The organism is Mycobacterium sp. VKM Ac-1816D (genome assembly GCF_000416385.1).
In the GTDB taxonomy this organism is placed as follows: Bacteria; Actinomycetota; Actinomycetes; order Mycobacteriales; family Mycobacteriaceae; genus Mycobacterium; species Mycobacterium neoaurum_A.
This window is the reverse complement of sequence record NZ_AOHQ01000097.1, coordinates 23,803-49,958: the sequence shown is the minus strand read 5'-3', so window position 1 is coordinate 49,958 and position 26,156 is coordinate 23,803. Positions and strand designations below refer to the sequence as shown.

Genomic DNA, 26,156 nt, shown 5'->3' with positions numbered 1-26,156 from the left:
CGTCCAGAGAGGCGGAGAAGGAGGTCCAGGTTGACTGTGGGCGAAGCGGTACCGAGCCCCGACCGGGAATTGATGTCCGCCGCGGATGTGAGCCGGACAATTTCGCGCATCGCGCATCAGATCATCGAGAAGACCGCGCTGGACGCACCGGATGCTCCGCGCGTGGTGCTGTTGGGCATCCCGACCCGCGGCGTGACGCTTGCCGCGCGGCTTGCCGAGAAGGTCGAGGAGTTCTCCGGGGTAGCGCTGCCGCACGGGGCGATGGACATCACGCTCTATCGCGACGACCTGAACTTCAAACCGCCCCGCCCGCTGGAGTCCACCTCGATCCCGGCCGGCGGTATCGACGGCGCGCTGGTGATCCTGGTCGACGATGTGCTGTATTCGGGTCGCTCGGTGCGCTCGGCCCTGGACGCCCTGCGCGATATCGGCAGGCCCCGGATCGTGCAACTGGCGGTGTTGGTGGATCGCGGCCACCGGGAGTTGCCCATCCGCGCCGACTACGTAGGCAAGAACGTGCCCACCTCGCGCGCCGAGAACGTGAAGGTGCGCCTGCAGGAACCCGACGGGGAGGACAGCGTGCGGATCGCACCGTATGGAGGACCTGACCGCTCATGAAGCATCTGTTGACCGCCGCGGAGCTGTCCCGCGACGAGGCGACGGCGATCCTCGATGACGCCGACCGGTTCCGCGAGGCACTGCTGGGTCGCGAGGTGAAGAAGCTGCCCACCCTGCGCGGGCGCACCATCATCACGATGTTCTACGAGAACTCCACCCGCACCAGGGTGTCCTTCGAGGTGGCGGGCAAGTGGATGAGTGCCGACGTCATCAACGTCAGCGCCTCGGGATCCTCGGTGGCCAAGGGCGAGTCACTGCGTGACACCGCCCTGACCCTGCGCGCCGCCGGCGCCGACGCGCTGATCATCCGACACCCGGCCTCGGGTGCGGCGCAGCAGCTTTCGGAGTGGACCGCCGAGCCCGGCGGTAAGGGCGGACCATCGGTCATCAACGCCGGTGACGGCACCCACGAACACCCCACCCAGGCGCTGCTCGACGCGCTGACGCTGCGCCAACGGCTCGGCACCATCGCGGGAAGGCGCATCCTGATCGTCGGCGACGTGCTGCACAGCCGGGTGGCCCGCTCCAATGTCGAACTGCTCGCGACGCTCGGTGCCGAGGTGGTGCTGGTGGCTCCGCCGACGCTGCTGCCGGTGGGAGTGGCGGGCTGGCCGGTGACGGTTTCGCATGATCTGGACGCCGAGCTGCCCGCCGCGGATGCGGTGCTGATGCTGCGGGTCCAGGCCGAACGCATGAACGGCGGTTTCTTCCCGTCGGCGCGGGAGTACTCGGTGCTCTACGGATTGTCCGAGAAGCGGCAGGCGCAGCTGGCCGAGCATGCGGTGGTGCTGCATCCGGGGCCGATGCTGCGGGGCATGGAGATCGCCTACTCGGTGGCCGATTCCTCGCAATCAGCGGTGTTGCAACAGGTTTCCAATGGCGTCCATGTGCGGATGGCGGTGCTGTTCCACCTGCTCGTGGGTGCCGATGCCGACGGAGTGGGAGTGGTGGCGTGAGTGTTCTGATCAAGGGCGTCCGCCGCTACGGTGCGGGCGACCCCGTCGACGTGCTCATCGCCGACGGCCAGATCACCCGGATCGAAGCGGGGATCGGGTCCGGCTCCGCGGACACCGAGATCGACGCGACCGGGCAGATCCTGTTGCCGGGCTTCGTCGACCTGCACACCCACCTGCGTGAACCCGGGCGCGAGTACGCCGAGGACATCGAAACCGGTTCGGCCGCAGCCGCACTCGGTGGCTATACCGCGGTGTTCGCCATGGCCAACACCGACCCGGTGGCCGACAGCCCGGTGGTGACCGACCACGTCTGGCATCGGGGCAGGCAGGTCGGACTCGTCGACGTGCACCCGGTCGGTGCCGTGACCGTGGGCTTGGAGGGCAAGCAGCTGACCGAGATGGGTCTGATGGCCGCCGGTGCCGGTCAGGTCCGGATGTTCTCCGATGACGGCATCTGTGTGCACGATCCGCTGATCATGCGCCGCGCGCTGGAGTACGCCGGTGGCCTCGGCGTGCTGATCGCCCAGCATGCCGAGGAGCCCCGTCTCACCGTGGGCGCCATCGCGCACGAGGGGCCCCATGCCGCCAAGCTCGGTCTGGCCGGATGGCCGCGCTCGGCCGAGGAGTCCATCGTCGCCCGTGATGCGATCCTTGCCCGCGATGCCGGTGCCCGGGTGCACATTTGCCACGCCTCCACCGCCGGAACAGTGGAACTGCTCAAATGGGCAAAGGCGCAAGGGATCTCGATTACCGCGGAGGTCACCCCGCATCATCTGTTGCTCGACGATGGCGTGCTGGCCAGCTATGACGGCCGCAATCGGGTCAATCCGCCGCTGCGCGAGGCCAGTGACGTGCAGGCATTGCGGCAGGCGCTCGCCGACGGCGTGATCGACTGTGTGGCCACCGATCACGCGCCGCACGCCGAACAGGAGAAGTGCTGCGAGTTCGCCAATGCCCGCCCCGGCATGCTGGGCCTGGAGACCGCGCTGTCGGTGATCGTCGAGACCATGGTGCGACCGGGCCTGCTGAGCTGGCGCGATGTGGCCCGGGTGATGAGCGAGGCACCGGCGGCCATCGTCGGGCTGCCCGACCAGGGCCGTCCGCTGGCGGTGGGGGAGCCGGCCAACCTGACCGTCGTCGACCCGGACGCCACCTGGACGGTCACCGGATCGTCGTTGGCCAGCCGGTCGGACAACACGCCGTTCGAGTCGATGGAGTTGCCTGCGAAGGTGACGCTGACGCTGCTGCGCGGCAAGATCACCGCGCGTGACGGCAGGAGCCCCGCGTGAGGGCCCAGCGAGTAGCGGAGCGGATCGCGCATGAATGACGGCACGCTGATCGGGTCGCTCATCCTGGCGGCCGTCATCGCCCTGCTCATCGGTTTCTTCATCCGCCGGCTGCTCACCGGGTGGCGACACCGCATCGAGCGTCAGGTCGAGATGATCGGCAACCTGCCTCCGCTGCCCGATACCGTCGGGCCGGCGCTGGCCGGGCCCACCAAGGGGCTCTACGTCGGCAGCACCATCGCACCGCATTGGAATGACAAGGTCGCCGCGGCCGCACTGGGCTTCCGGTCCAAGGGCGCGCTCACCCGCTATCCGGAAGGGATCATGCTGCAGCGCAGCGGAGCCGGTCCCATCTGGATCCCCGACGAATCCATCGTCGCGGTGCGTGGTGAGCGGGCGATGGCGGGTAAGGCCCTCACCCATGAGGGCATCGTGGCCATTCGCTGGACACTCCCGTCGGGTACCGAGATCGACACCGGCTTCCGGCCGGACGACCGGACAGAAACAAAGAACTGGGTCAAGGAGGACGAGTGACGGTCAGCGACAAGCGCAGCGGTACCGCGGAGCGTGCCCTGCTCGTGCTGGAGGACGGCCGGGTGTTCACCGGGACCGCCTTCGGCGCGATCGGACAGACGCTGGGTGAGGCGGTGTTCTCCACCGGCATGTCCGGCTACCAGGAGACGCTGACCGACCCGAGCTACCACCGCCAGATCGTGGTCGCCACCGCGCCGCAGATCGGCAACACCGGTTGGAACGGCGAGGACGGCGAGAGCCGCGACGACAGGATCTGGGTCGCCGGTTATGCGATCCGCGACGCCTCGCCGCGCCCGTCGAGCTGGCGTGCCACCGGCACCCTCGACCACGAGCTGCAGCGCCAGGGCATCGTCGGGATCGCCGGGATCGACACCCGGGCGGTCGTGCGGCATCTGCGCACGGCCGGCTCGATGAAGGCGGGCATCTTCTCCGGTGCCGCCCTCGCCGACGGCGCAGAGGTGGACACCCTCGTCGACCGGGTGCGCAACCAGCCCTCGATGCTGGGAGCCGACCTGGCCGGTGAGGTGTCCACCGACTCGCTGTACACGGTGGATCCCGCCGGCGAGCACCGGTTCACGGTCGCCGCGATCGACCTGGGCATCAAGACCAACACCCCGCGCAACTTCGCCAAGCGCGGCATCCGCACCCACGTGCTGCCCTCGGCCGCCACGTTCGCCCAGATCGCCGAGCTCAACCCCGACGGTGTGTTCCTGTCCAACGGGCCGGGCGACCCGGCCACCGCCGATCACATCGTCGAGGTCACCCGCGAGGTGCTCGGCGCTGGAATCCCGTTGTTCGGAATCTGTTTCGGCAACCAGATCCTCGGTCGCGCGCTGGGCCGGTCGACCTACAAGATGACCTTCGGGCACCGCGGCATCAACATCCCGGTGATCGACCACGCCACCCGCAGCGTCGCCATCACCGCGCAGAACCACGGGTTCGCCCTCGAAGGCGAGGCGGGCGAGGAGTTCGACACCGACTTCGGCAGGGCCATCGTCAGCCACACCTGCGCCAACGACGGCACCGTCGAGGGCATCAAGCTCATCGACGGGAGCGCGTTCTCGGTGCAGTACCACCCCGAGGCCGCGGCCGGTCCGCGTGACGCGGAGTACCTGTTCGACCAGTTCATCGACCTGTTGGGCCGCAAGGCGGGAGAGAAATAATGCCACGTCGTTCCGACCTCAACCACGTCCTGGTCATCGGCTCGGGGCCGATCCTGATCGGCCAGGCCGCGGAGTTCGACTACTCGGGCACCCAGGCCTGCCGCGTGCTGCGCGCCGAGGGCCTGCAAGTCACCCTGATCAACTCCAACCCGGCGACGATCATGACCGACCCCGAATACGCCGACAACACCTATGTCGAGCCGATCACCCCGGGCTTCGTCGAGAAGGTCATCGCCCAGCAGGCCGAGCGCGGCAACAAGATCGACGCGGTGTTGGCCACCCTCGGTGGGCAGACCGCCCTGAACACCGCGGTCTCGCTGTACGAGAACGGGGCGCTGGAGCGCTACGGCGTCGAGATGATCGGCGCCGATTTCGATGCCATCCAGCGCGGCGAGGACCGGCAGAAGTTCAAGGACATCGTGGCCAAGGTGGGTGGCGAATCCGCCCGCAGCCGGGTGTGTTTCACCATGGACGAGGTGCGTGACACGGTCGCCGACCTGGGGTTGCCCGTCGTCGTTCGCCCCAGCTTCACCATGGGCGGCCTCGGCTCCGGGATGGCGTACTCCGCCGAGGATGTCGAGCGGATGGCCGGTGACGGCCTTGCCGCGTCGCCGAGTGCGAACGTGCTGATCGAGGAGTCCATCTACGGCTGGAAGGAATACGAGCTCGAGCTCATGCGCGATCACCACGACAACGTGGTGGTGGTCTGCTCGATCGAGAACTTCGACCCGATGGGTGTGCACACCGGTGATTCGGTGACCGTCGCCCCGGCGATGACGCTGACCGACCGCGAGTACCAGACGATGCGTGATCTGGGCATCGCGATCCTGCGCGAGGTTGGGGTCGACACCGGCGGCTGCAACATCCAGTTCGCCATCAACCCCAAAGACGGCAGGCTCATCGTCATCGAGATGAACCCGCGCGTCTCGCGGTCCAGCGCGCTGGCGTCCAAGGCGACGGGGTTCCCGATCGCCAAGATCGCCGCCAAGCTGGCCATCGGCTACACCCTCGATGAGATCGTCAACGACATCACCAAGGAAACCCCGGCCTGTTTCGAGCCGACCCTGGACTATGTCGTGGTCAAGGCGCCGCGGTTCGCCTTCGAGAAGTTCCCCGGTGCCGACCCGACGCTGACCACCACCATGAAATCCGTCGGTGAGGCGATGTCGTTGGGCCGCAACTTCATCGAGGCGCTCGGCAAGGTGATGCGGTCCCTGGAGAACAAGCGGGCCGGCTTCTGGACCGGACCCGATCGCGACGCCTCTCTCGAGGAGCTGCTCACCGATCTACGCACCGCCACCGACGGCCGCATCTACGTCATCGAGCAGGCACTGCGCCTCGGTGGCACCGTCGAGCAGGTCGCCGAGGCGTCCGGGGTCGATCCCTGGTTCGTCGACCAGATCAACGGTCTGGTGGCATTGCGCGCCGAATTGGTCGACGCCCCGGTGCTCGACGAATGGCTGCTGCGCCGGGCCAAGCACAACGGATTGTCCGACGGCCAGATCGCCGCGCTGCGTCCCGAACTCGCCGGTGAGAGCGGGGTGCGAGCCTTGCGTGAGCGGCTCGGCATCCGCCCGGTCTACAAGACCGTGGACACCTGCGCCGCCGAATTCGAGGCCCGCACGCCCTATCACTACAGCAGCTATGAGCTGGACCCCGCGGCCGAGACCGAGGTCGCCCCGCAGACCGAGAAGCCCAAGGTGCTGATCCTCGGCTCGGGACCCAACCGGATCGGGCAGGGCATCGAGTTCGACTACAGCTGTGTGCACGCGGCGACCACGTTGAGTCAGGCCGGGTTCGAGACGGTGATGGTCAACTGCAATCCCGAGACCGTGTCCACCGACTACGACACCGCCGACCGGCTCTACTTCGAGCCGCTGACCTTCGAGGACGTGTTGGAGGTCTACCACGCCGAGCAGGACTCGGGCAGTGGCGGTCCCGGCGTTGTCGGCGTCATCGTGCAGCTCGGCGGGCAGACCCCGCTGGGCCTGGCCGAGCGACTGGAGCGTGCCGGGGTGCCGATCGTGGGCACCAAGCCCGAGGCCATCGATCTGGCCGAGGACCGTGGCCTGTTCGGCGAGGTGCTGGTCAACGCCGGTCTGCCCGCGCCGCGCTTCGGCACCGCCACCAGTTTCGAGCAGGCCCGCCGCATCGCCGCCGATATCGGCTACCCGGTGCTGGTGCGCCCCTCCTATGTGCTGGGCGGCCGCGGTATGGAGATCGTCTACGACGAGGAGACCCTGCAGGGCTACATCGAGCGCGCCACCGAACTGTCCCCGGAGCATCCGGTGCTGGTCGACCGGTTCCTCGAGGACGCCATCGAGATCGACGTCGACGCGCTGTGCGACGGCACCGAGGTCTACATCGGTGGCGTCATGGAGCACATCGAGGAGGCCGGTATCCACTCCGGCGACTCGGCGTGCGCGCTGCCGCCGGTCACCCTCGGCCGCACCGATATCGAGAAGGTCCGCCAGGCCACCGAGGCCATCGCGCACGGGATCGGCGTGGTCGGATTGCTCAACGTCCAGTACGCACTCAAGGACGATGTGCTCTACGTGCTGGAGGCCAACCCGAGAGCGTCCCGTACGGTGCCGTTCGTTTCCAAGGCCACCGCGGTGCCGCTGGCCAAGGCGTGCGCTCGGATCATGCTGGGCGCCACCATCGCCGAGTTGCGTGCCGAGGGTGTGTTGGTGCGTACCGGTGACGGGGCCACCGTGTCCCCGCACGCCCCGATCGCGGTCAAGGAGGCGGTCCTTCCGTTCCATCGGTTCCGCAAGGCCGATGGTTCCCAGGTGGATTCGCTGCTGGGCCCGGAGATGAAGTCGACCGGCGAGGTGATGGGTATCGACCGTGACTTCGGTACCGCGTTCGCCAAGAGCCAGAGTGCGGCCTACGGTTCGCTGCCCGCCTCCGGCACGGTCTTCGTCTCCGTGGCCAACCGCGACAAGCGCTCGCTGGTGTTCCCGGTGAAGCGGCTGGCCGACCTCGGCTTCCGGGTGCTGGCCACCGAGGGCACCGCGGAGATGTTGCGCCGCAACGGCATTCCGTGTGACGAGGTGCGCAAGCACTTCGAGACCGAGAACGAATCCGGCACCGACGGGCGTCGCTCGGCGGTCGAGGTCATCCGCGCCGGCGAGGTCGACATGGTGATCAACACCCCGTATGGCAACTCCGGCCCACGCATCGACGGGTACGAGATCCGTTCGGCGGCGGTGTCGGTGAACATCCCGTGCGTGACGACGGTGCAGGGCGCGTCGGCCGCGGTGCAGGGCATCGAGGCCGGGATCCGCGGTGATATCGGGGTGCGCTCGCTGCAGGAGTTGCACAGCCAACTGGCCGAGAAATGACCCCGTTCGGGGTGCGGCTGGCCCACGCCGTCGCGGCAAGGGGCGCGCTGTGCCCCGGGATCGACCCGCACCCGGAGCTTTTGGCGGCATGGGGACTGGGCACCGGTATCGACGCGCTGCGCACGTTCAGCGATATCTGCGTGCAGGCCTTCGCCGATGTCGCGATCGTGAAACCGCAGGTGGCCTTCTACGAGGCGTACGGCTCGGCCGGCTTCGCCGTGCTGGAGGCGACCATGGCGGCGCTGCGCGATGCCGGGGTGCTGGTGCTCGCCGACGCCAAGCGTGGTGACATCGGCTCGACCATGGCCGCCTACGCCCAGGCGTGGGCCGGCGATACCGCGCTGGCCGCCGATGCTGTCACCGCGTCGCCGTATCTGGGCTTCGAATCGTTGCGCCCGTTGCTCGACCTCGCCGCCGCCAACGGCAGGGGAGTGTTCGTGCTGGCCGCGACGTCCAATCCCGAGGGGGCGGGCCTGCAGGGGGCGCTGACCGGGGATCGCACCGTGGCGCAGACGATCGTCGACGCGGTGGGTGCGGAGAACCGCCGCACCGGCACGGGGTCGGTGGGCGTCGTGGTGGGTGCCACGCTGGCCCAACCGCCGGATCTGGACGCGTTGGACGGGCCGGTGCTGGCACCGGGGGTCGGAGCACAGGGCGGCCGCGTGCAGGACCTCGGCCGGCTGGGGCCGCGGGTGCTGCCCGCGGTGTCGCGCGAGATCCTGCGCGCCGGTCCGGACGTCGAGGCGATGCGGGCGGTGGTCGCCGGGCTGCGCGAGCAGCTCGCCCGGCTGGCCTGAGGGCCCCGTGCACCCTCCTGGCGTGCCGCTGTCGCCCCGATCGGGCCCGTCATGCGCAGGAGGGGCCGCCGCGGTGCGACCGCGTCCGCTCGGCGACGCTACCGACCGGTAGCTCCGGGCCGGCGACACGCCCGACACGCCATGACCAGCGAAAATTTCTCATTCCACCGCCAGGATCGGCGTTTACCGGCGGTCCGGTGACGCTCACCGAAACCGGCGCCAACGTCGCTGAGGTGCGAAAACCCCTGTTATGCAGGCACATCGTGCGCGCAGGGCGCCGATCGGCAATGTGTCCGATCCGGCGCTGTGTGCTCGGCGCACGCTGTACACGCTGGTCTTTTGGCCGGATTACCCGGGGGTGGGGTTAGCTTTCGTCAGGATGCGTGGGTACGGTCGTCGTCGCTGGCTGGTTACGTGATCCAGCCGTGATGAAACAACAGATGGCGAGAGACGGAGGAACCCCGTGGCCCTTCCCCAGTTGACCGACGAACAGCGCGCGGCAGCGTTGGAGAAGGCTGCTGCCGCACGTCGAGCGCGAGCCGAGCTCAAAGATCGGCTGAAGCGCGGCGGCACCAACCTCAAGCAGGTGCTCACCGACGCCGAGACCGACGAGGTCTTGGGCAAGATGAAGGTTTCCGCGCTGCTGGAGGCCCTGCCCAAGGTCGGCAAGGTCAAGGCGCAGGAGATCATGACCGAGCTGGAGATCGCCCCGACCCGCCGCCTGCGCGGCCTCGGCGACCGCCAGCGCAAGGCCTTGCTGGAGAAGTTCGACTTCTCCTGAGCGCGAACAAGTGAGAACCGGTGGTGGGCCGGGCAAGGCCGCAGTCGTGGTTTTGTCCGGCCCGTCCGCTGTCGGGAAGTCCACCGTGGTCCGCTGCCTGCGCGACCGGATTCCCGACCTGCATTTCAGCGTGTCCGTGACGACACGTGCACCGCGACCCGGCGAGGTCGACGGTGTGGACTACAGCTTCGTATCGCCCGCGCAGTTCCAGCGACTGATCGATGACGACGAACTGCTCGAATGGGCAGATATCCACGGCGGCCTGCATCGGTCGGGGACCCCCGCGGCCCCGGTGCGCAGCGCGACGGCCGCCGGCGTGCCGGTTCTGATCGAGGTCGATCTGGCCGGTGCCCGCGCGGTGAAGGCAGCCATGCCCGAGGCGATCTCGGTCTTCCTGGCCCCGCCCAGTTGGGAGGCGCTGGAGGAAAGGCTGACCGGACGGGGCACCGAGAGCCCGGAGGTCCAGGCCCGTCGCCTGGCGACCGCCAGGCAGGAACTCGCGGCGAAGGACGACTTCGACGTGGTGGTTGTCAACAGTCAATTGGAGTCAGCGTGCTCGGAATTGGTATCCTTGCTGGTGGCCCACTGAGCGATGGCGCCTCGCACCACGCGACAGCGCTGCCACCCAGCCGTCAACTACATTTTCGCTAACGCCGAATCTTGATTACACCGGGAGATATTTCGTGAGCACGCCTGTCGAGAACATCGACGCCGCCAGCGCATACGACACACCGCTGGGCATCACCAATCCGCCGATCGACGAGCTGCTCGACCGCGCTTCCAGCAAGTACGCGCTGGTCATCTACGCCGCCAAGCGCGCGCGGCAGATCAACGACTACTACAACCAGCTCGGTGACGGCATCCTGGAGTACGTCGGCCCGCTGGTCGAGCCGGGTCTGCAGGAGAAGCCGCTGTCGATCGCCATGCGTGAGATCCACGCCGACCTTCTCGAGCACGCCGAGGGCGAGCAGTAGGGCCTTTCGGCTACATGGAGCAGAAGCGGATCGTCGTCGGTGTTGCCGGCGGGATTGCCGCCTTCAAGGCGTGCACAGTCGTGCGCCAGCTCAAAGAGGCCGGTCATTCGGTCCGCGTCGTGCCGACCGAGTCGGCGCTGAAGTTCATCGGTGCGGCCACCTTCGAGGCGCTGTCCGGCCAGCCCGTGCACACCGGGGTCTTCGAGAATGTCGACGAGGTGCCGCATGTGCGGATCGGCCAGCAGGCCGATCTCGTGGTGGTCGCCCCCGCCACCGCGGATCTGATGGCGCGCGCAGCCGCCGGGCGTGCCGACGACCTGCTCACCGGAACGCTGCTCACCGCGCGATGTCCGGTGCTGTTCGCGCCGGCCATGCACACCGAGATGTGGTTCCACCCGGCCACCACCGACAATGTCGCCACCCTGCGCCGCCGTGGCAACGTCGTGCTCGAACCCGCGTCGGGCCGGCTCACCGGCGCCGACACCGGCCCGGGACGGCTGCCCGAGGCCGAGGAGATCACCACTCTGGCCGGGTTGCTGCTCGAGCGCGGTGACGCGCTGCCCTACGACATGGCCGGGGTGAAGGTGCTCGTCACCGCGGGCGGTACCCGTGAACCCCTGGACCCGGTCCGATTCATCGGCAATCGCAGTTCCGGCAAGCAGGGTTATGCCGTCGCCAGGGTGATGGCCCAGCGGGGTGCGGACGTGACCCTGATCGCCGGGAACACCTCCGGCCTGGCCGACCCGGCCGGCGTCGAGGTCGTGCACATCGGTTCGGCCGCCCAGCTCGGTGCCGCCGTGACCAAGCTGGCGCCCGAGGCGCACGTGCTGGTGATGGCCGCCGCGGTCGCCGATTTCCGGCCTGCGCAGGTGGCCACGGCCAAGATCAAGAAGCGGGTCGATGACGACAGCGCGCCCTCGGTCGACCTCGTGCGCAACGATGACGTGCTGGCCGGCGCCGTGCGGGCCAGGGCCGACGGCCAGCTGCACAATATGAAGGTCATCGTCGGGTTTGCGGCCGAAACCGGCGACGCCAACGGCGATGTGCTCTTCCATGCGCGGTCCAAACTCAGGCGCAAGGGCTGCGACCTGCTCGTGGTCAATGCCGTCGGGGAGGGCAAGGCGTTCGAGGTGGACCACAATGATGGCTGGATGCTGTCGGCCGACGGCACCGAAACCGCACTGGAGCACGGTTCGAAGACTCTGATGGCAAGCCGTATCGTGGATGCGATCGGAGCGCTCGTACACCGGTGACTTCGCGGTGCAGGTAACGGTTGCGCCAATCAAGATTTACCTGTTGGCTGCCAATGAGCACATCAATGATTTGACTGTCTAACTAATGGAGGATGCCACGTGAGCGCAGGTCGCTTGTTTACCAGCGAGTCGGTCACCGAAGGACACCCCGACAAGATCTGTGATGCGATCAGCGACTCGATCCTGGACTCTTTGCTGGCCGCAGATCCCAAGTCCCGCGTCGCGGTCGAGACCGCCGTCACCACGGGCCAGGTGCACGTCATCGGTGAGGTGACCACCTCGGCCAAGGAGGCCTTCGCCGATATCAGCCAGACGGTGCGTGACCGCATCCTGGAGATCGGCTACGACTCCTCGGACAAGGGCTTCGACGGCGAGACCGCCGGGGTCAACATCGGTATCGGCCGCCAGTCGCCCGATATCGCCCAGGGTGTGGACACCGCGCACGAGACCCGCGTCGAGGGCGCCGGCGATCCGCTGGACCTGCAGGGCGCCGGTGACCAGGGCCTGATGTTCGGCTACGCGATCAAGGACACCCCTGAGTTGATGCCGCTGCCCATCGCGCTGGCGCACCGGCTGGCGCGCCGGCTCACCGAGGTGCGCAAGAACGGCAAGCTGGCCTACCTGCGTCCGGACGGCAAGACGCAGGTCACCGTCCAGTACGACGGCACCACCCCGATCCGGCTGGACACCGTCGTGCTCTCCACTCAGCACGCCGAGGGCATCGATCTCGACGGCCAGCTGGCGCCCGATATCCGCGAGCAGGTCGTCAACACCGTGCTCGACGAGCTCGGTCACGAGACCCTGGATACCTCGGACTTCCGGCTGTTGGTCAACCCGACCGGCAAGTTCGTCCTCGGTGGCCCGATGGGTGACGCCGGCCTAACCGGCCGCAAGATCATCGTCGACACCTACGGCGGTTGGGCCCGCCACGGCGGCGGCGCCTTCTCCGGCAAGGATCCGTCGAAGGTGGACCGCTCGGCCGCCTACGCGATGCGCTGGGTCGCCAAGAACGTCGTGGCCGCCGGCCTGGCCGAGCGTGTCGAGGTCCAGGTCGCCTACGCCATCGGCAAGGCGGCCCCGGTCGGGCTGTTCGTCGAGACCTTCGGTTCCGAGACCGTGGACCCGGCCCGCATCGAGAAGGCCATCACCGCGGTGTTCGACCTGCGTCCCGGCGCCATCGTCCGCGATCTGGACCTGCTGCGGCCGATCTACGCGCCGACCGCCGCCTACGGCCACTTCGGTCGCACCGATATCGACCTGCCCTGGGAGCGCACCAACAAGGTCGACGAGCTCCAGGCCTCGGTCTAGTCACCTTCCCTACGATTTCGGCGCGGAAACGTACGCTCACCGTACGTTTCCGCGCCGAAATCGTTATGCGCCGGCAGTGAACGCGTAATCGCGCAGCGGGAAGCTGCGGCTGCGCCACCACGCCTCCGGCGTGCTCGCCGGTCGCAGCGGCACATCGCCGTTGCGGTCGAAGTAGTAACTGTTCGCCAACGAGCAGCTGTCCTGCCAGAAGATCTGGCGGTGCCGTTTGCGCATCATCTCATCGAAATAGCGCGCATTGGCCTCTCGGCGGACCTCGACCCTGATGGCGCCGGTCCGTGCCGCCTCCCGCAGGCACCGCACGATATGGCGGGTTTGCGTCTCGATCAGGGCGAAATACGACGATCCGACGTAGCCGTAGGGTCCGCAGACGTTGTAGAAGTTCGGGAAGCCGGGCACGCTGACACCCTCGTAGGCCTGCATCCGATTCCGCGTCCAGAATTCGGCGAGCGATTCGCCGTCGGCGCCGATCAGCGGGAAGGTTCCCGAGTCGACGTCGAGCACCGCGAAACCCGTCGCCAGTATCAGCACGTCGATATCGTGGGCGACGCCGTCCGAGGTCGCCACGGCGGTCGGGGTGATCTCCTCGATGGGCGCGGTGATCAGCTCGACGTTGTCCCGGTTGAATGTGCTCAGGTAGCCGTTGTGGAACGCGGGTCGCTTACATCCCACGGCGTAACGCGGGGTCAGCTTGTCTCGCAGTACCGGGTCCTCGACTTCGCGGCGCAGATAGTTCAGACCGAGGCGCCTGGTGCCGCCGCTGAGCGGGAACACACTGTGGTACTGCGCGGACAGCGGAAAGGTGACCTCGACATAGGCCTGGCTGAGCGCGCGCTGTACGGCGCTACCGAGCGGTAAGCGCATGGCCCACCGCGCCGGGGCGGGCAGCGGCATGTCGAGCTTCGGGAAACACCAGATCGGCGTTCGCTGAAAAACGGTGAGCCGTTCGACGATCGGTGCGATCTCCGGGATCAGTTGCACGGCGGAGGCTCCGGTCCCGATCACCGCGACCCGCTTACCGGTGAGGTCGACACCGTGGTCCCAGCGGGCGGTGTGCATGGTGGTTCCGGCGAAGGTGCGCACCCCGGCGATATCGGGCATCTTGGGCACATTGAGCACGCCTGCGGCGTTGATCAGGTGCCGCGCCGCGATGCTGCCAGCGTCGGTCTGCACGACCCACAGGCTGTTCTCGGTGTCGAAACGAGCGCCGGTGACCTCGGTGTCGAATCGGATCCGCGCGGCGATCCCGTACTTCTCGACACAGTGATCGGCATACGCCTTCAGCTCCCGACCGGGCGCGTAGGTGCGCGACCAATCCGGACTCTGTTCGAACGAGAATTGATAGGAGAACGACGGAATGTCCACGGCGATACCGGGATAGGTGTTCCAGTACCAGGTGCCGCCGACCTCGGCGCCGGCCTCCACGATCAGGTAGTCACCCAGCCCCGCCCGGTCCAGGGCGATGGCCGCACCGATACCGGAGAACCCGGCGCCGATGATCAGCGTATGGACATCCGGCGTCATGGGACTCACGGGTGAAGCGCGGTCCGCAGTGCGGTGATACCGCGATCGGCGGCCTCGGTCGCCACCGCCGATGCCAGGGCCAGGCTGACGAAGCCGTGCACCAACGTGGGTTCGTTGCTGTGCTGCACTGTGACCCCCGCTGCGGCCAGCATCGCGGCGTACTTCGTGCCGTCGTCACGCAGGGGATCATGCTCGGCGGTACCGATATAGGCGGGCGGCAACCCGGCCAGCGATTCGGCGTTGGCCGGTGCCACATCGGTCGGTAGGCCGGCCGGGTCGTCGAGGTCCACTCCGGGCAGGTACCAGGTCAGGAAGGCGTTCGTGACCTCCCGATTGAGGATGTAGGCGTCGGCATTCTCGATGAACGACGGTGCCGAGCGGTCGCCGACGGCCACCGGGTACCACAGCAGCTGGAACACCAGCGGCGGGCCACCGGCATCGCGGGCCCGCAGCGCCATCACCGCAGAGAGGTTCCCGCCCGCTGAATCTCCGGCCACGGCAATGCGATTCGGATCACCGCCGAGCTCTTCGGCGTGCTCACCCACCCACTGCAGCGCCGCCCAGGCATCCTCGACCCCGGCGGGGAAGGGATGCTCGGGTGCCAGCCGGTAGTCGACCGACACCACGATGGCCTCGGCGCCCACCGAGTGGGCGCGTGCGACATGGTCGTGGGTATCCAGATCGCCGATCGCCCATCCGCCGCCGTGGTAGTACACGATGACGGGCAGGTTGTCGTGCTGTTCGACCGGCGGCCAGTAGATCCGGGCCGGGATGTCCTGCAGCTCACCGGATCCGATGACGCGCTCCTCGATGCGCAGCTGCACCAGCATGTTCGGCGGTGGTTTCAGCGCGCGGAACTTCTCCCTGGCCACCTCGACACCATCGTCGACGGAGAACGCCAGGGGCACCGCATCGAGCAGTGCCTTGAGATCGGGATCGACGGCCGGACGCGCAGAGGTCATGCCGTCAGGCTAACGCCCCGCGCAGTGCGGCAAGGCCGCGATCGATCGCATCGGTGGCGACCGGTACCACCCCGTGATAGCCGAGATAGCCGTGCACCAGGGTTTCGGCGTTGTGGACCTGTGCGGTCACCCCGGCGTCGGTCAGCAGTTCGCCGTAGCGCACGCCGTCGTCACGCAGCGGGTCGTAACCGGCGACCGCGATATAGGCCGGTGCGACGCCGGCCAGCGACGGTGCGCGCGCCGGCACCAGCGTAGCCGGCGGATTCTTCAGATCTGCACCCCCGGCGTAGAGCACCGAGAAGCCCCCGACGGCGCCGCGCCCGAGGATCGGTGCGTCGGCATTTTCGGTGAACGACGGCAGCGAGGTGTCCCAGGTGGTGGCCGGGTACCACAGCAGCTGCATCCGCAGGTCCAGTCCGGCGTCGCGCGCCAGCAGGGCGACCACCGCGGCCAGATTGCCGCCTGCGGAATCCCCGGCGACGGCGATACGGGTGGCGTCGGCGCCCAGTTCGTCGGCGTGGGCGGCCAGCCACTGCGTCACGGCCCAGCAGTCGTCGACCGCGGCGGGGTACGGGTGCTCCGGGGCCAACCGATAGTCCACGGACACCACGACCGCGCCGGCACCGACGGCGTGCTCACGCGCGGTGCCGTCATAGGTGTCCAGATCGCCGACAACCCAGCCACCACCGTGCAGGAACAGCATTACCGGCGGGCAGGAGTCCTGCGTCGGCGGCCAGTACACCCGCACCGGGACGTCGGCGATGGTGCGGTCCTCGGTGCGCAGCTCGGGGTGCACCTCCCGGCGTGGCAGTGCGCGGAAACGCTCGCGGGCCGCCTCGGGGCCTCCGTCCATGGTCAATTGGAACGGCACCGCTTCCAGTACCTTCTCCAGGATGGGGTCCAAGGCGGGTCTGTCGGTACCGGTTTCAGGCATGGCAACACCGTACGCAGCGCGACGGACCCGTCTGCTGTGGGCTCTCGCGGTGGCGGTGGGCGCCGGTTACGGCATCTTCCTGATCACCGTCGCGCTGCGGATGCCCGCCGGTGCCGAGCTCACCGGGCAGTTCGCCCTGCAACCGGCGGTCAAGGCGGCCGCCGCGGTGCTGCTGGCGCTGGCGGCGTGGACGCACCCGGTGACCAGGGAGCGGCGCTGGTTGGTCGCGGCGTTGGTCGGTTCGGCCGCCGGGGACTACCTGTTGGCCATGCCTTGGTGGGAACCGTCCTTCGTGCTGGGATTGGCCTCGTTCCTCATCGCGCACCTGTGCTTCCTGGCCGCGCTGATCCCACTGGTGGCCCGGCAACGGACCCGGTTGGTCGCGGCCGGCCTGGTCGTGCTGGCCTGTCTGGCGCTGCTGGTGTGGTTCTGGCCGGCCCTGCTCGAACAGGGCATGGCGTTGCCGGTCACGGTGTACATCGGCGTGCTCGGCGCGATGGTCTGCGCGGCGCTGTTGGCCCGGCTGCCCACGCCATGGACCGCGCTCGGCGCGCTGTGTTTCGCGGTATCGGACTCGATGATCGGCATCAGCAAGTTCGTCCTCGGCGACGAGCGGCTGGCGGTGCCGATCTGGTGGGCCTATGCGGCATCGCTGTTCCTGATCACCGCCGGATTCTTCTTCGGTCGGGCACGCGGGACACGTGACTAGTGGGCGTGCGGTGACCCCGACGACCCGACACCCCGCCGAGCACGAACCGATCGCGCGGGTACTCCCGATGCTGTCGGTTCCACACCTGGACCGGGACTTCGACTATCTGGTGTCGGCCGAGCAGTCCGATGATGCCCAGCCGGGGGTCCGGGTGCGGGTGCGTTTCCATGGTCGCCTGGTCGACGCTTTCGTCCTCGAACGGCGTTCAGACACCGACCATGCCGGCAAGTTGGGCTGGCTGGACCGGGTCATCTCACCCGAGCCGGTGTTGACGCCCGATATCCGCCGCCTGGTCGACGCGGTGGCCGCACGCTATGCCGGGACCCGCCCCGACGTGTTGCGCCTTGCGGTGCCACCACGGCATGCCCGGGCCGAGAAACCCGCGCCGCCATCGGAGCAGGCCGATCTCGCGCCTGTCGAGAGCTCCGCGTGGAGCGCGTACGGCCGCGGCGAGCAGTTCGTCGCCGCCTTGGGCGACGGCCGGGCCGCGCGCGCGGTGTGGCAGGCGCTGCCAGGGGAGAACTGGGCCGACCGGCTCGCCGAGATCGGCGCGGTGACCGTGCGGGCCGGTCGCGGCGCACTGATCATCGTGCCCGACCAGCGTGACGTCGATGCCGTGCACCGCGCCGCGGCGGCCCTCGTCGGTGACCAGGCGGTGGCGCTGTCGGCCGGGCTGGGGCCTGCGCAGCGCTACCGCCGCTGGCTTTCGGTGCTGCGCGGGCAGTCCCGGTTGGTGATCGGCACCCGCAGCGCGGTGTTCGCACCCGTCGCCGAGCTGAGCCTGATCGCCGTCTGGGACGACGGCGACGACTCGCTGTCCGAGCCGCGCGCACCGTATCCGCACGCGCGCGATGTCGCGATGCTGCGGGCCCACCAATTGCGTTGTGCGGCAGTTATCGGCGGCTATGCCCGCACCGCCGAGGCGCACGCGCTGGTGCGCAGTCGATGGGCCCACGACCTGGTGGCCACCCGGGCGGTGGTGCGCCAGTACGCGCCGCGGGTGGTCGCGCTGGACGACAACGCCTTCGATCACGCCCGCGATCCGGCCGCCCATACCGCCCGGCTGCCGTCGATGGCGTTACGGACGGCACGCACGGCCCTGGAAGCCGGGCACCCGGTGCTGGTGCAGGTGCCCAGGCGCGGTTACATCCCGGCGCTGGCGTGTGCGAAGTGCCGGACCGTGGCACGCTGCCGGCACTGCACGGGCCCGCTGCAGCTCACCGGGCGCGACGCCCATGGCGCGGTGTGTCGCTGGTGTGCCCGCACCGATCTGATGCTGCGCTGCGCCAACTGCGGTTCCGACGCCGTGCGGGCCGTCGTGGTGGGTGCGCGGCGCACCGCCGAGGAACTCGGTCGCGCGCTGCCGGGTGCCAGCGTCATCACCTCCGGGGGAGATTCGGTGATCTCGACGGTGCCCGCCAGGCCGGCCGTCGTGGTGTCGACCCCCGGTGCGGAACCGGTGGCCGAGGGTGGGTACGGCGCGGCGCTGTTGCTGGACGGCTGGGCCCTGCTGGGCCGCCAGGACCTACGGGCCGCCGAGGACACCCTGCGCCGCTGGATGGCGGCCTCGGCGCTGGTCCGCAGCCGCACCGACGGTGGCACGGTGGCCGTCATCGCCGAGTCGGCGATCCCGACCGTGCAATCTTTGATCCGCTGGGATCCGCTGGGCCATGCCGAATCCGAACTGGCTGCCCGCGACGAGGTCGCGCTGCCGCCCGCGGTGCACCTCGCGGTGCTCGACGGGGTGCCCGAGGCGGTGCACGCCCTGCTCGATGCCGCTCGGTTGCCCGACGATGCGGAGCCACTGGGGCCGGTGGACCTGCCGCCGGGGGCCCGCCGGCCGCCGGGCCTTGCGGTGGACAGCCCGGTGGCGCGCATGCTGGTGCGGGTGCCGCGATCCGGCGGGCTTGACCTGGCCGCGGCGCTGCGGCGGGCGGTGAATTCGCTGAGCTTGCGCCACGATCACGAGCCGGTTCGCGTCCAAATCGACCCGTTGCACATAGGCTAGCCACGACGTCGGCGGGAGGTGCGTGATGGGACGGCTGTTCAAGATGCTGATCCCGTTGCTGCTCATCGCGTTTGGCGTGCTCTGGCCGGTGGTGTTCAGTGCCGGGTTCGACGGCGCCGACGCTGACGAGGGCGGGGCAGGCGAGGATCCGGTGCGCATCACCGATTACCGCGCGCACTACACCGTCGCCGCCGATGGCGATCTGCACGCCGTCGAGACCATCACCGGGGACTTCCCGTCCGGCAGGCACGGCATCTTCCGCTACTGGGACATCACCAACCGCAACGATCCGAACGTGCGGCAGGTGCCCGATGTCGAATCGGTGCTCCTCGACGGTGACCCCGAGCCCTACCAGATGCTGTGGGAGGGCCGGGAACGGTTCCGGGTGGCCAAGATCGGCGACCCGGACTGGACCCTGGACCCCGGCAGCCACGTCTACGAGATCCGCTACTCGGTGCCCGGCGTGCTCGATCCGGTATCCTCGGGCGCCGGCCGGGAATTCCCGTCCGGGACAGGGCGCGACGAGTCCGAGACGGTGTTCTTCTGGAATGTGGTGGCTCCGGGCTGGAACAACCGCATCGACAACGCCGAGATCACCGTCACGCTGCCCGCACCGGTCACCGGCGCGCAGTGCGCGGTCGGTTACGGCCGTGGCCGGGCATGCACCGAACTGACCGCGCAGGGCCGGACCGTGACACTGTCGGCAAAGGACCTCGCGCCGCATACCCCGCTGACGGTGCGTGCCGGAGTGGACATGCCGACGCCGGCACGTGCCGAGGTGCCGTGGAACCACCACTGGGACCGGGTTCTCGGCCGATCGGTCACCCCGGTGGTCGTGCTGCTCGGGTTCTCGGCGCTCGCCGGGGCGGTCGCGCTGCTGTGGTTCCGCAGCACCGTCGAACCCGCGCCCGGCTTCGGGCTGCAGTACGCGCCACCGCCAGGACTGGGGCCGGTACAGGTCGAATACATCCGCACCGAATCGGTTCCCGAGCACGGCCTCACCGCGACGCTGCTCTACCTCGCCGAGCGCAAACTCGTCGAACTACGCCAGGTCGACAGCGACCAGTGGAACGTGACCGGTATCGCGAACCCGGAGGCCTGGGCCGCCGCCGACCAGGTCAGCTATCAGGTCGGCTCGGCGCTCGGGGTCATCGGCGTCGGGGCGGAGTTCCAGGCCAAGAAGTCGGCGAAGTCCGGTAAGAAACTCAGCACTGCCAAGGAACGGATGACCAAGACGGTGAAGGCGTGGGCCTTCGACCACGGCTTGCTGGTCAAACGGCGCAAGGAGCTCTGGCTGCGCACGGCCAATGCAGTCGCCGCCATCCTGATGGTCTGTGGATTCTGTCGGTGGGGATTCCCGACCACGTTGTGGGGGCTGCCGTTCGCGACCTTCTTTCTGTTCTCGGCCGCCTCCTGGGGTGACGGTATCGGCACCCGGCGGACCGAGGCCGGCCGCGTGTTGTGGTCGCAGGTCGGCGGCTTCCACCGACTGCTGTCCACGGACTCGGCCGAAAGCCGATTCGATTTCGCCGCCCGCAAGGATCTCTACACCGCCTACATCCCGTTCGCGGTGGCCGCGGGCACCGCGGCCCTGTGGGCGCAGAAGTACCAGGCGAGTACCGGTGTGGTTGCACCACAGCCGGATTGGTACAACTCGTCGTCATCGACGGGCAGCTCATCGAGTTTCAGCTCGGATGGACCGAGTTTCGACAGTTTCGAGTCAGCGTTGTCGTCGTCGATCAGCGCCTATACCGCATCGCAGTCGTCCTCCTCATCCGGCGGCAGCAGTAGCAGCAGCGGAGGCAGCAGTGGTGGCGGAGGCGGCGGTGGCGGCGGAGGAGGAGGGGGAGGCTCATGGTGAGGGCTGTGCTCGTTCTGGTGTTGCTGCTCGCCGTGGCGGTGCTGGTCGTCATCGTGGTCGGCTACAACAAGCTCAAATCTGCCGATCTGCGGGTGTCGGAGGCGCTCTCGGGTATCGACGTCGAACTGACCCGGCGGGCGTCGCTGATCCCCAGTCTGGTGCACACCGTCGGCACCTTCGCCGCCCACGAACAGGTCGTCCTCGACCGGGTTGCCCGGGCCGGCGCGGCGCTGGACGCCGCTGCCGGTGGAGCCTCGGTGACCCAACGCAGCGCGGCCGAGAGCCAGCTCGACAGCGCGGTCGGCCGGGTGCTCGCGCTCGGGCAGAGCTATCCGCAACTCGGCTCGTCGAACAATTTCCTGAACCTGCAGCAGAATCTGACCGATACCGAGAACAAGCTGGCCTTCGCGCGTCAGTACTACAACGATGCGGTGGCCGGAGTGAATCGACTGATCACCACCATGCCGTGGATGTTCGTCGCGCCGATCGCCGGGGTGAGCGAGCGCGAGTTCTATCAGACACCACGTCTTACCTAGACTGGCGCGGTGCGCCTTCTCTTTGCCGGTACCCCCGAACCCGCGTTGCCCTCGCTGCGCACACTCGTGGACTCCGAGAATCACGACGTGATCGCGGTGCTGACCCGACCGGATGCGGCGGCCGGACGCCGGGGCAAGCCCACGCCCTCTCCGGTGGCGCAGTTCGCCGCCGAGCGGGGTATCCCGGTGCTCAAGCCCGAGCGGCCCAACAGCGCCGAGTTCGTGGCCGAACTGGTCGAGCTGGCCCCCGATGCCTGCGCCGTGGTGGCCTACGGGGCGCTGCTGCGCGACGAACTCCTGGCCGTACCCACCCACGGTTGGGTGAACCTGCACTTCTCGTTGCTGCCCGCCTGGCGCGGTGCCGCACCGGTGCAGGCCGCGATCGCCGCCGGTGACACCGTCACCGGGGCGACCACCTTCCGCATCGAACGCGACCTTGACTCCGGACCCATCTTCGGGGTCGTCACCGAAACCGTTGCGCCCACCGATACCGCGGGTGATCTGCTTGCCCGACTGTCGGTTTCGGGCGCCGGATTGCTGGCGGCCACGATGGACGGTATTGCCGACGGCTCGCTGACTCCGGTGCGTCAGCCTGCCGAAGGGATCACCGTGGCCCCGAAGATCACCGTGGACGAGGCGCGGGTGCGCTGGGAGTTACCCGCCCATGTCGTCGACCGGCGTATTCGGGCCGTCACGCCGAATCCGGGGGCGTGGACCATGATCGGCGACGTACGGGTGAAGGTGGGACCCGTACGTGCCGACGAGGACAAGGAGCTCGCTGTGGGCGAGATCGAGGTGGGCAAGCGCGATGTGTGGATCGGCACCGGCTCGAATGCGGTGGTACTCAGCTGGATTCAGCCACCGGGTAAGAAGCCGATGAGCGCCGCGGATTGGGCGCGCGGGGCCCGGCCGGACGCATCGGTGCGTGCGCTGTGAGCCGCCCGGGACAGGGCAGGGGCGGGCGCCCGCCGCATCGCCAGGGCCAGCGTGGTCCGCAGCGCAAGGGCCCGCAACGCACTCCGCTGGACCCGGCCCGGCGGGCCGCCTTCGACACCCTGCGTGCGGTCACCGAACGGGATGCCTATGCCAACCTGACACTTCCGGCATTGCTGCGCGAGCGCGGGATCAGCGGTCGCGACGCCGCTTTCGCCACCGAGCTGACCTACGGCACCTGTCGGGTCCGTGGCCTGCTGGATGCGGTCATCGCCGCTGCCGCGGGCCGGGACGTGGACCGCATCGACCCGGTACTGCTGGATCTGCTTCGGCTGGGTGCCTATCAGCTGTTGCGTACCCGGGTCGATGCGCATGCGGCGGTGGACACCACCGTCGACCAGGCGGGAATCGAATTCGATTCGGTGCGTGCCGGTTTCGTCAACGGAGTGCTACGCAAGATCGCGGGTCAGGACGAGGCCGCCTGGGTGGCCGAGCTCGCGCCGTCGACGAGCGCCGACCCGGTCGGCCATGCCGCGTTCGTGCACGCCCACCCGCGCTGGGTGGCGCAGGCCTTCGTCGATGCGCTCGGCGCCCAAGCAGGTGAGTTGAATGCCTTGCTGGCCAGCGATGACGAGCGCCCGGTGGTGCACCTGGTCGCTCGGCCGGGCGTGCTGACCGCGGCGGAGCTGGCCGAACAGACCGGTGGCACCGTCGGCCGGTACTCGCCCTATGCGGTCTATCTGCCCGGCGGCGACCCGTCCGATGTCGCCGCGGTGCGCGATCGTGCCGCGCTGGTGCAAGACGAAGGCTCGCAGCTGGTGGCGCGGGCGGTGACGCTCGCCACGGTCGAGGGTGATGACGGCGGCCGGTGGCTCGACCTGTGTTCCGGACCGGGCGGCAAGACTGCCCTGCTCGGTGCCTTGGTCCAGTCGTCGTCGGGCTTGCCGTCGGCCCGGGTCACCGCGGTGGAACCGGCCGAACACAGGGCCGATTTCGTGGTGCAGAACACCTCGGGCCTGCCCGTCGATGTGCTGCGGGTCGACGGGCGCGAGACCGGCTTGGAGGCCGGGAGTTTCGACCGGGTGCTGGTCGACGCGCCGTGCACCGGGCTCGGCGCGTTGCGGCGCAGGCCCGAGGCGCGGTGGCGGCGTCAGCCCGGGGATGTGCCCGCGCTGGGCCGGTTGCAACGGGAGTTGCTGGGCTCGGCGATCGGCCTCACCCGGCCCGGCGGAGTGGTGTTGTACGCCACCTGCTCTCCGCACCTGGCAGAGACGGTCGGGGTCGTCGCCGATGCGCTGCGCAGACACCCGGTGACCGCGCTGGACACCCGGGAGTTCTTCCCAGGGGTGGACGGTTTGGGTGACGGACCGTACGTGCAGCTCTGGCCCCATCGGCACGGCACCGATGCGATGTTCGCCGCGGCACTGCGTGTCGGCGCCCCGAAGGATTGAGGGCGAGCGCAGCGACGGGGTGGTTTGTAGGGCGAGCGCAGCGACGGGGTTGGCAAAAAGTAGGCTGACCGGCATGGCAGGTCAAACTCCCAGCGCTCCGCTGATCGCCCCGTCCATCCTGTCCGCGGATTTCGCCAGGCTCTCCGACGAGATTGCAGCGGTGGCCGGAGCCGACTGGTTGCACGTGGACGTGATGGACAACCATTTCGTGCCGAATCTGACGCTCGGCCTGCCGGTGGTGGAGAGCCTGCTCAAGGCGACCGATATCCCGATGGACTGCCATCTGATGATCGAACAGCCCGAGCGCTGGGCCCCGCCGTACGCCGAGGCAGGGGCATACAACGTCACCTTCCACGCCGAAGCCACCGACAATCCCGTCGGGGTGGCGCGCGATATCCGTGCCGCCGGTGCCAAGGCCGGACTCTCGGTGAAGCCCGGCACCCCGCTGGAGCCCTATCTGGAGATACTGCGCGAGTTCGACACCCTGTTGGTGATGTCGGTCGAGCCCGGCTTCGGTGGACAGAAGTTCATCCCCGAGGTACTCGGCAAGGTGGCCACCGCCCGACGGTTGGTCGACGCCGGTGAGCTGACCATCGTGGTGGAGATCGACGGCGGTATCAATGCCGACACCATCGAACAGGCCGCCGAGGCCGGGGTGGACTGCTTCGTGGCGGGTTCGGCGGTGTACAGCGCCGAGGATCCTGCTGACGCGGTGGCCCGGCTGCGCAGGCAGGCCGCGGCATCCTCTCCGCACCTGACGCTGTGACCCCCGAAGCCGCTATGCGGCTGGCGATCGAGCAGTCCGAGCGGGTGAAAGGCGCGACATACCCCAATCCGCCGGTGGGCGCGGTCATCCTGGATGCCGGGGGAGAGGTCGTCGGTGTCGGTGCGACCGAACCCACCGGTGGTGCACATGCCGAGGTGATCGCCATGCGGCGAGCCGGCGAACTGGCACGTGGCGGCACGGCGGTGGTCACATTGGAGCCGTGCAATCACCACGGTCGCACCCCGCCCTGCGTGGACGGGTTGTTGGCTGCCGGTGTGGCACAGGTGGTCTACGCGGTAGATGATCCCAATCCGATCGCCGCCGGCGGGTCGGCACGGCTGCGTGAGGCCGGCGTCGTGGTCCGATCGGGGGTCGAGGCCGGCGCGGTGGGCGGTGGCCCGTTGCGGGAGTGGCTGCACAAGCAGCGCACCGGGTTACCACATGTCACCTGGAAGTTCGCGACGAGTGTCGACGGCCGCAGCGCCGCCGCCGACGGCAGTAGCCAGTGGATCACCAGTGAGGCCGCCCGTGCCGACGTTCACCGGCATCGCGGCACCATCGAGGCCATCATCGTCGGCACCGGAACGGTTTTCGTCGACGACCCGACATTGACCGCCCGCCGTCCGGACGGCAGTCTCGCCGATCGTCAACCCTTGCGCGTGGTGGTCGGTGAACGCGAGATCTCCTCGGAGGCAAACGTTCTCAACGACGACACTCGCACGATGGTGATCCGAACCCATGACCCGCACGAGGTGATCAGGGCGCTGTCCGACCGTACAGCGGTGTTGTTGGAGGGCGGACCGACCTTGGCGGGCGCGTTCCTGCGGGCCGGGGTCATCGACCGGATACTCGCTTACGTGGCGCCCATTCTGCTGGGCGGTCCCATCACCGCCGTCGATGACATCGGCGTTTTGAACATGGCGGGCGCGCAGCGTTGGCGGTTCGACGCAATCGAGCCGGTCGGTCCCGACGTGCGCCTGAGCCTGGTGCCCAACTGACCGCTGGGTGTGTGAGTGCCCCCACACCGTGGCGACAATGTGATGTCAGCAGAATTGCCTGGTAGCAGGCGTGTGCCGAGTGTCGCGATGAGCCGGCCGGATGGCTGCGCCGGTAGAATCCATGACAGCGCCCTTCACCGACGAGTTGCGCGTGATGAGCACTAGTAAAGGACGTGAGCATGACTGCTTTGCAGGACTGGCTCAGCATCAGCCCGATGAATCCCCGCGCCGTGAAGACGTTGTTCCTGGACCTGCTGCGGGTGGGCAACGACCGCCCCCAGTGCGGTCACGGGCCCAAGATCATGCGGCCCGGGCTGGAACGCTGCTGATTTGCTGAAACTACCGATCCGGTAGCGCAGGCACCCCCGACCGAAATGCCGGGGGCGTAAAAGGTAGCGCCCATATCTCTGTCCCGATCCGCAATGATGACTCGCGTAAC

Annotated in this window: 24 protein-coding genes; 21 read left to right on the top strand and 3 right to left on the bottom strand. The window is 68.6% G+C overall.

Annotation, left to right across the window (positions count from 1 at the left end; translation table 11 throughout):
• Positions 1-30: 30 nt before the first annotated feature.
• The 12 genes from pyrR to metK all read left to right on the top strand — a co-directional run bounded on the left by pyrR (position 31) and on the right by metK (position 13,017).
• Positions 31-618, top strand: a complete 588-nt coding sequence (gene pyrR, locus G154_RS00535; RefSeq protein ID WP_277624215.1) for a bifunctional pyr operon transcriptional regulator/uracil phosphoribosyltransferase PyrR — start codon at positions 31-33, stop codon at positions 616-618.
• A complete protein-coding gene (locus tag G154_RS00530; RefSeq protein ID WP_019514081.1) occupies positions 615-1,574 on the top strand; it encodes an aspartate carbamoyltransferase catalytic subunit in 960 nt (319 codons plus the stop codon). Before pyrR ends, G154_RS00530 begins: the two co-directional genes overlap by 4 nt.
• Positions 1,571-2,863: a dihydroorotase gene (locus G154_RS00525; RefSeq protein ID WP_019514082.1), complete on the top strand. Its 1,293-nt coding sequence runs from the start codon at positions 1,571-1,573 to the stop codon at positions 2,861-2,863. The genes G154_RS00530 and G154_RS00525 overlap by 4 nt, the downstream gene beginning before the upstream one ends.
• A 30-nt stretch (positions 2,864-2,893) precedes the next feature.
• Positions 2,894-3,394, top strand: a complete 501-nt coding sequence (locus G154_RS00520; protein ID WP_019514083.1) for a hypothetical protein — start codon at positions 2,894-2,896, stop codon at positions 3,392-3,394.
• Complete coding sequence (carA, locus tag G154_RS00515) at positions 3,391-4,557, top strand: glutamine-hydrolyzing carbamoyl-phosphate synthase small subunit (protein WP_019514084.1); 1,167 nt, start codon at positions 3,391-3,393, stop codon at positions 4,555-4,557. Before G154_RS00520 ends, carA begins: the two co-directional genes overlap by 4 nt.
• A complete protein-coding gene (gene carB, locus G154_RS00510) occupies positions 4,557-7,904 on the top strand; it encodes a carbamoyl-phosphate synthase large subunit (RefSeq protein ID WP_019514085.1) in 3,348 nt (1,115 codons plus the stop codon). The genes carA and carB overlap by 1 nt, the downstream gene beginning before the upstream one ends.
• On the top strand, positions 7,901-8,701 hold the full coding sequence (pyrF, locus tag G154_RS00505; RefSeq protein ID WP_019514086.1) for an orotidine-5'-phosphate decarboxylase: 801 nt from the start codon (positions 7,901-7,903) through the stop codon (positions 8,699-8,701). The genes carB and pyrF overlap by 4 nt, the downstream gene beginning before the upstream one ends.
• Positions 8,702-9,164: 463 nt before the next feature.
• On the top strand, positions 9,165-9,482 hold the full coding sequence (gene mihF, locus G154_RS00500) for an integration host factor, actinobacterial type (RefSeq protein WP_011894593.1): 318 nt from the start codon (positions 9,165-9,167) through the stop codon (positions 9,480-9,482).
• Between the two features lie 10 nt (positions 9,483-9,492).
• Positions 9,493-10,071: a guanylate kinase gene (gene gmk / locus G154_RS00495; protein WP_019514087.1), complete on the top strand. Its 579-nt coding sequence runs from the start codon at positions 9,493-9,495 to the stop codon at positions 10,069-10,071.
• 94 nt (positions 10,072-10,165) lie between these two features.
• Positions 10,166-10,456, top strand: a complete 291-nt coding sequence (rpoZ, locus tag G154_RS00490; RefSeq protein WP_019514088.1) for a DNA-directed RNA polymerase subunit omega — start codon at positions 10,166-10,168, stop codon at positions 10,454-10,456.
• A gap of 14 nt (positions 10,457-10,470) precedes the next feature.
• A complete protein-coding gene (gene coaBC, locus G154_RS00485; RefSeq protein ID WP_019514089.1) occupies positions 10,471-11,709 on the top strand; it encodes a bifunctional phosphopantothenoylcysteine decarboxylase/phosphopantothenate--cysteine ligase CoaBC in 1,239 nt (412 codons plus the stop codon).
• A 99-nt stretch (positions 11,710-11,808) separates the two neighbouring features.
• The gene (gene metK / locus G154_RS00480) at positions 11,809-13,017 is read left to right on the top strand and encodes a methionine adenosyltransferase (protein WP_019514090.1); all 1,209 of its coding nucleotides are present in this window, start codon (positions 11,809-11,811) and stop codon (positions 13,015-13,017) included.
• Between the two features lie 63 nt (positions 13,018-13,080).
• Here metK and G154_RS00475 read toward each other — a convergent pair whose 3' ends face one another.
• The 3 genes from G154_RS00475 to G154_RS00465 are packed head-to-tail and all read right to left on the bottom strand — an operon-like array spanning position 13,081 to position 16,455.
• A complete protein-coding gene (locus tag G154_RS00475) occupies positions 13,081-14,559 on the bottom strand; it encodes an NAD(P)/FAD-dependent oxidoreductase (RefSeq protein ID WP_019514091.1) in 1,479 nt (492 codons plus the stop codon).
• A 5-nt stretch (positions 14,560-14,564) separates the two neighbouring features.
• Positions 14,565-15,521 (bottom strand): alpha/beta hydrolase, encoded by a 957-nt coding sequence (locus G154_RS00470; protein WP_019514092.1) that lies wholly within the window; start codon positions 15,519-15,521, stop codon positions 14,565-14,567.
• A gap of 4 nt (positions 15,522-15,525) precedes the next feature.
• Positions 15,526-16,455 (bottom strand): alpha/beta hydrolase, encoded by a 930-nt coding sequence (locus G154_RS00465; protein WP_019514093.1) that lies wholly within the window; start codon positions 16,453-16,455, stop codon positions 15,526-15,528.
• Between G154_RS00465 and G154_RS00460 the strand changes: the two genes are divergently transcribed.
• The 9 genes from G154_RS00460 (at position 16,454) to G154_RS26680 (ending at position 26,046) form a co-directional block, all read left to right on the top strand.
• Positions 16,454-17,164, top strand: coding sequence for a lysoplasmalogenase (locus G154_RS00460; RefSeq protein WP_019514094.1), 711 nt, complete (start codon positions 16,454-16,456; stop codon positions 17,162-17,164). The two genes, G154_RS00465 and G154_RS00460, sit on opposite strands and share 2 nt — an antisense overlap.
• Before the next feature lie 67 nt (positions 17,165-17,231).
• Entirely contained in the window at positions 17,232-19,172 is a 1,941-nt protein-coding gene (locus G154_RS00455; protein WP_081649893.1) for a primosomal protein N', read from the top strand.
• 25 nt (positions 19,173-19,197) lie between these two features.
• On the top strand, positions 19,198-21,033 hold the full coding sequence (locus G154_RS00450; RefSeq protein WP_019514096.1) for a DUF2207 domain-containing protein: 1,836 nt from the start codon (positions 19,198-19,200) through the stop codon (positions 21,031-21,033).
• Positions 21,027-21,569 carry a LemA family protein gene (locus G154_RS00445; protein ID WP_023985705.1) on the top strand — a complete coding sequence of 181 codons (543 nt, stop codon included), beginning with the start codon at positions 21,027-21,029 and terminating at the stop codon, positions 21,567-21,569. The genes G154_RS00450 and G154_RS00445 overlap by 7 nt, the downstream gene beginning before the upstream one ends.
• Positions 21,570-21,578: 9 nt before the next feature.
• Complete coding sequence (gene fmt, locus G154_RS00440) at positions 21,579-22,505, top strand: methionyl-tRNA formyltransferase (protein ID WP_019514098.1); 927 nt, start codon at positions 21,579-21,581, stop codon at positions 22,503-22,505.
• Complete coding sequence (locus G154_RS00435) at positions 22,502-23,953, top strand: 16S rRNA m5C967 methyltransferase (protein ID WP_031601467.1); 1,452 nt, start codon at positions 22,502-22,504, stop codon at positions 23,951-23,953. Before fmt ends, G154_RS00435 begins: the two co-directional genes overlap by 4 nt.
• A gap of 64 nt (positions 23,954-24,017) precedes the next feature.
• Positions 24,018-24,719: a ribulose-phosphate 3-epimerase gene (rpe, locus tag G154_RS00430; protein ID WP_162269054.1), complete on the top strand. Its 702-nt coding sequence runs from the start codon at positions 24,018-24,020 to the stop codon at positions 24,717-24,719.
• Positions 24,716-25,717, top strand: coding sequence for a bifunctional diaminohydroxyphosphoribosylaminopyrimidine deaminase/5-amino-6-(5-phosphoribosylamino)uracil reductase RibD (ribD, locus tag G154_RS00425; RefSeq protein WP_023985706.1), 1,002 nt, complete (start codon positions 24,716-24,718; stop codon positions 25,715-25,717). Before rpe ends, ribD begins: the two co-directional genes overlap by 4 nt.
• Before the next feature lie 179 nt (positions 25,718-25,896).
• Positions 25,897-26,046 carry a hypothetical protein gene (locus G154_RS26680; RefSeq protein ID WP_023985707.1) on the top strand — a complete coding sequence of 50 codons (150 nt, stop codon included), beginning with the start codon at positions 25,897-25,899 and terminating at the stop codon, positions 26,044-26,046.
• Positions 26,047-26,156: the final 110 nt, after the last annotated feature.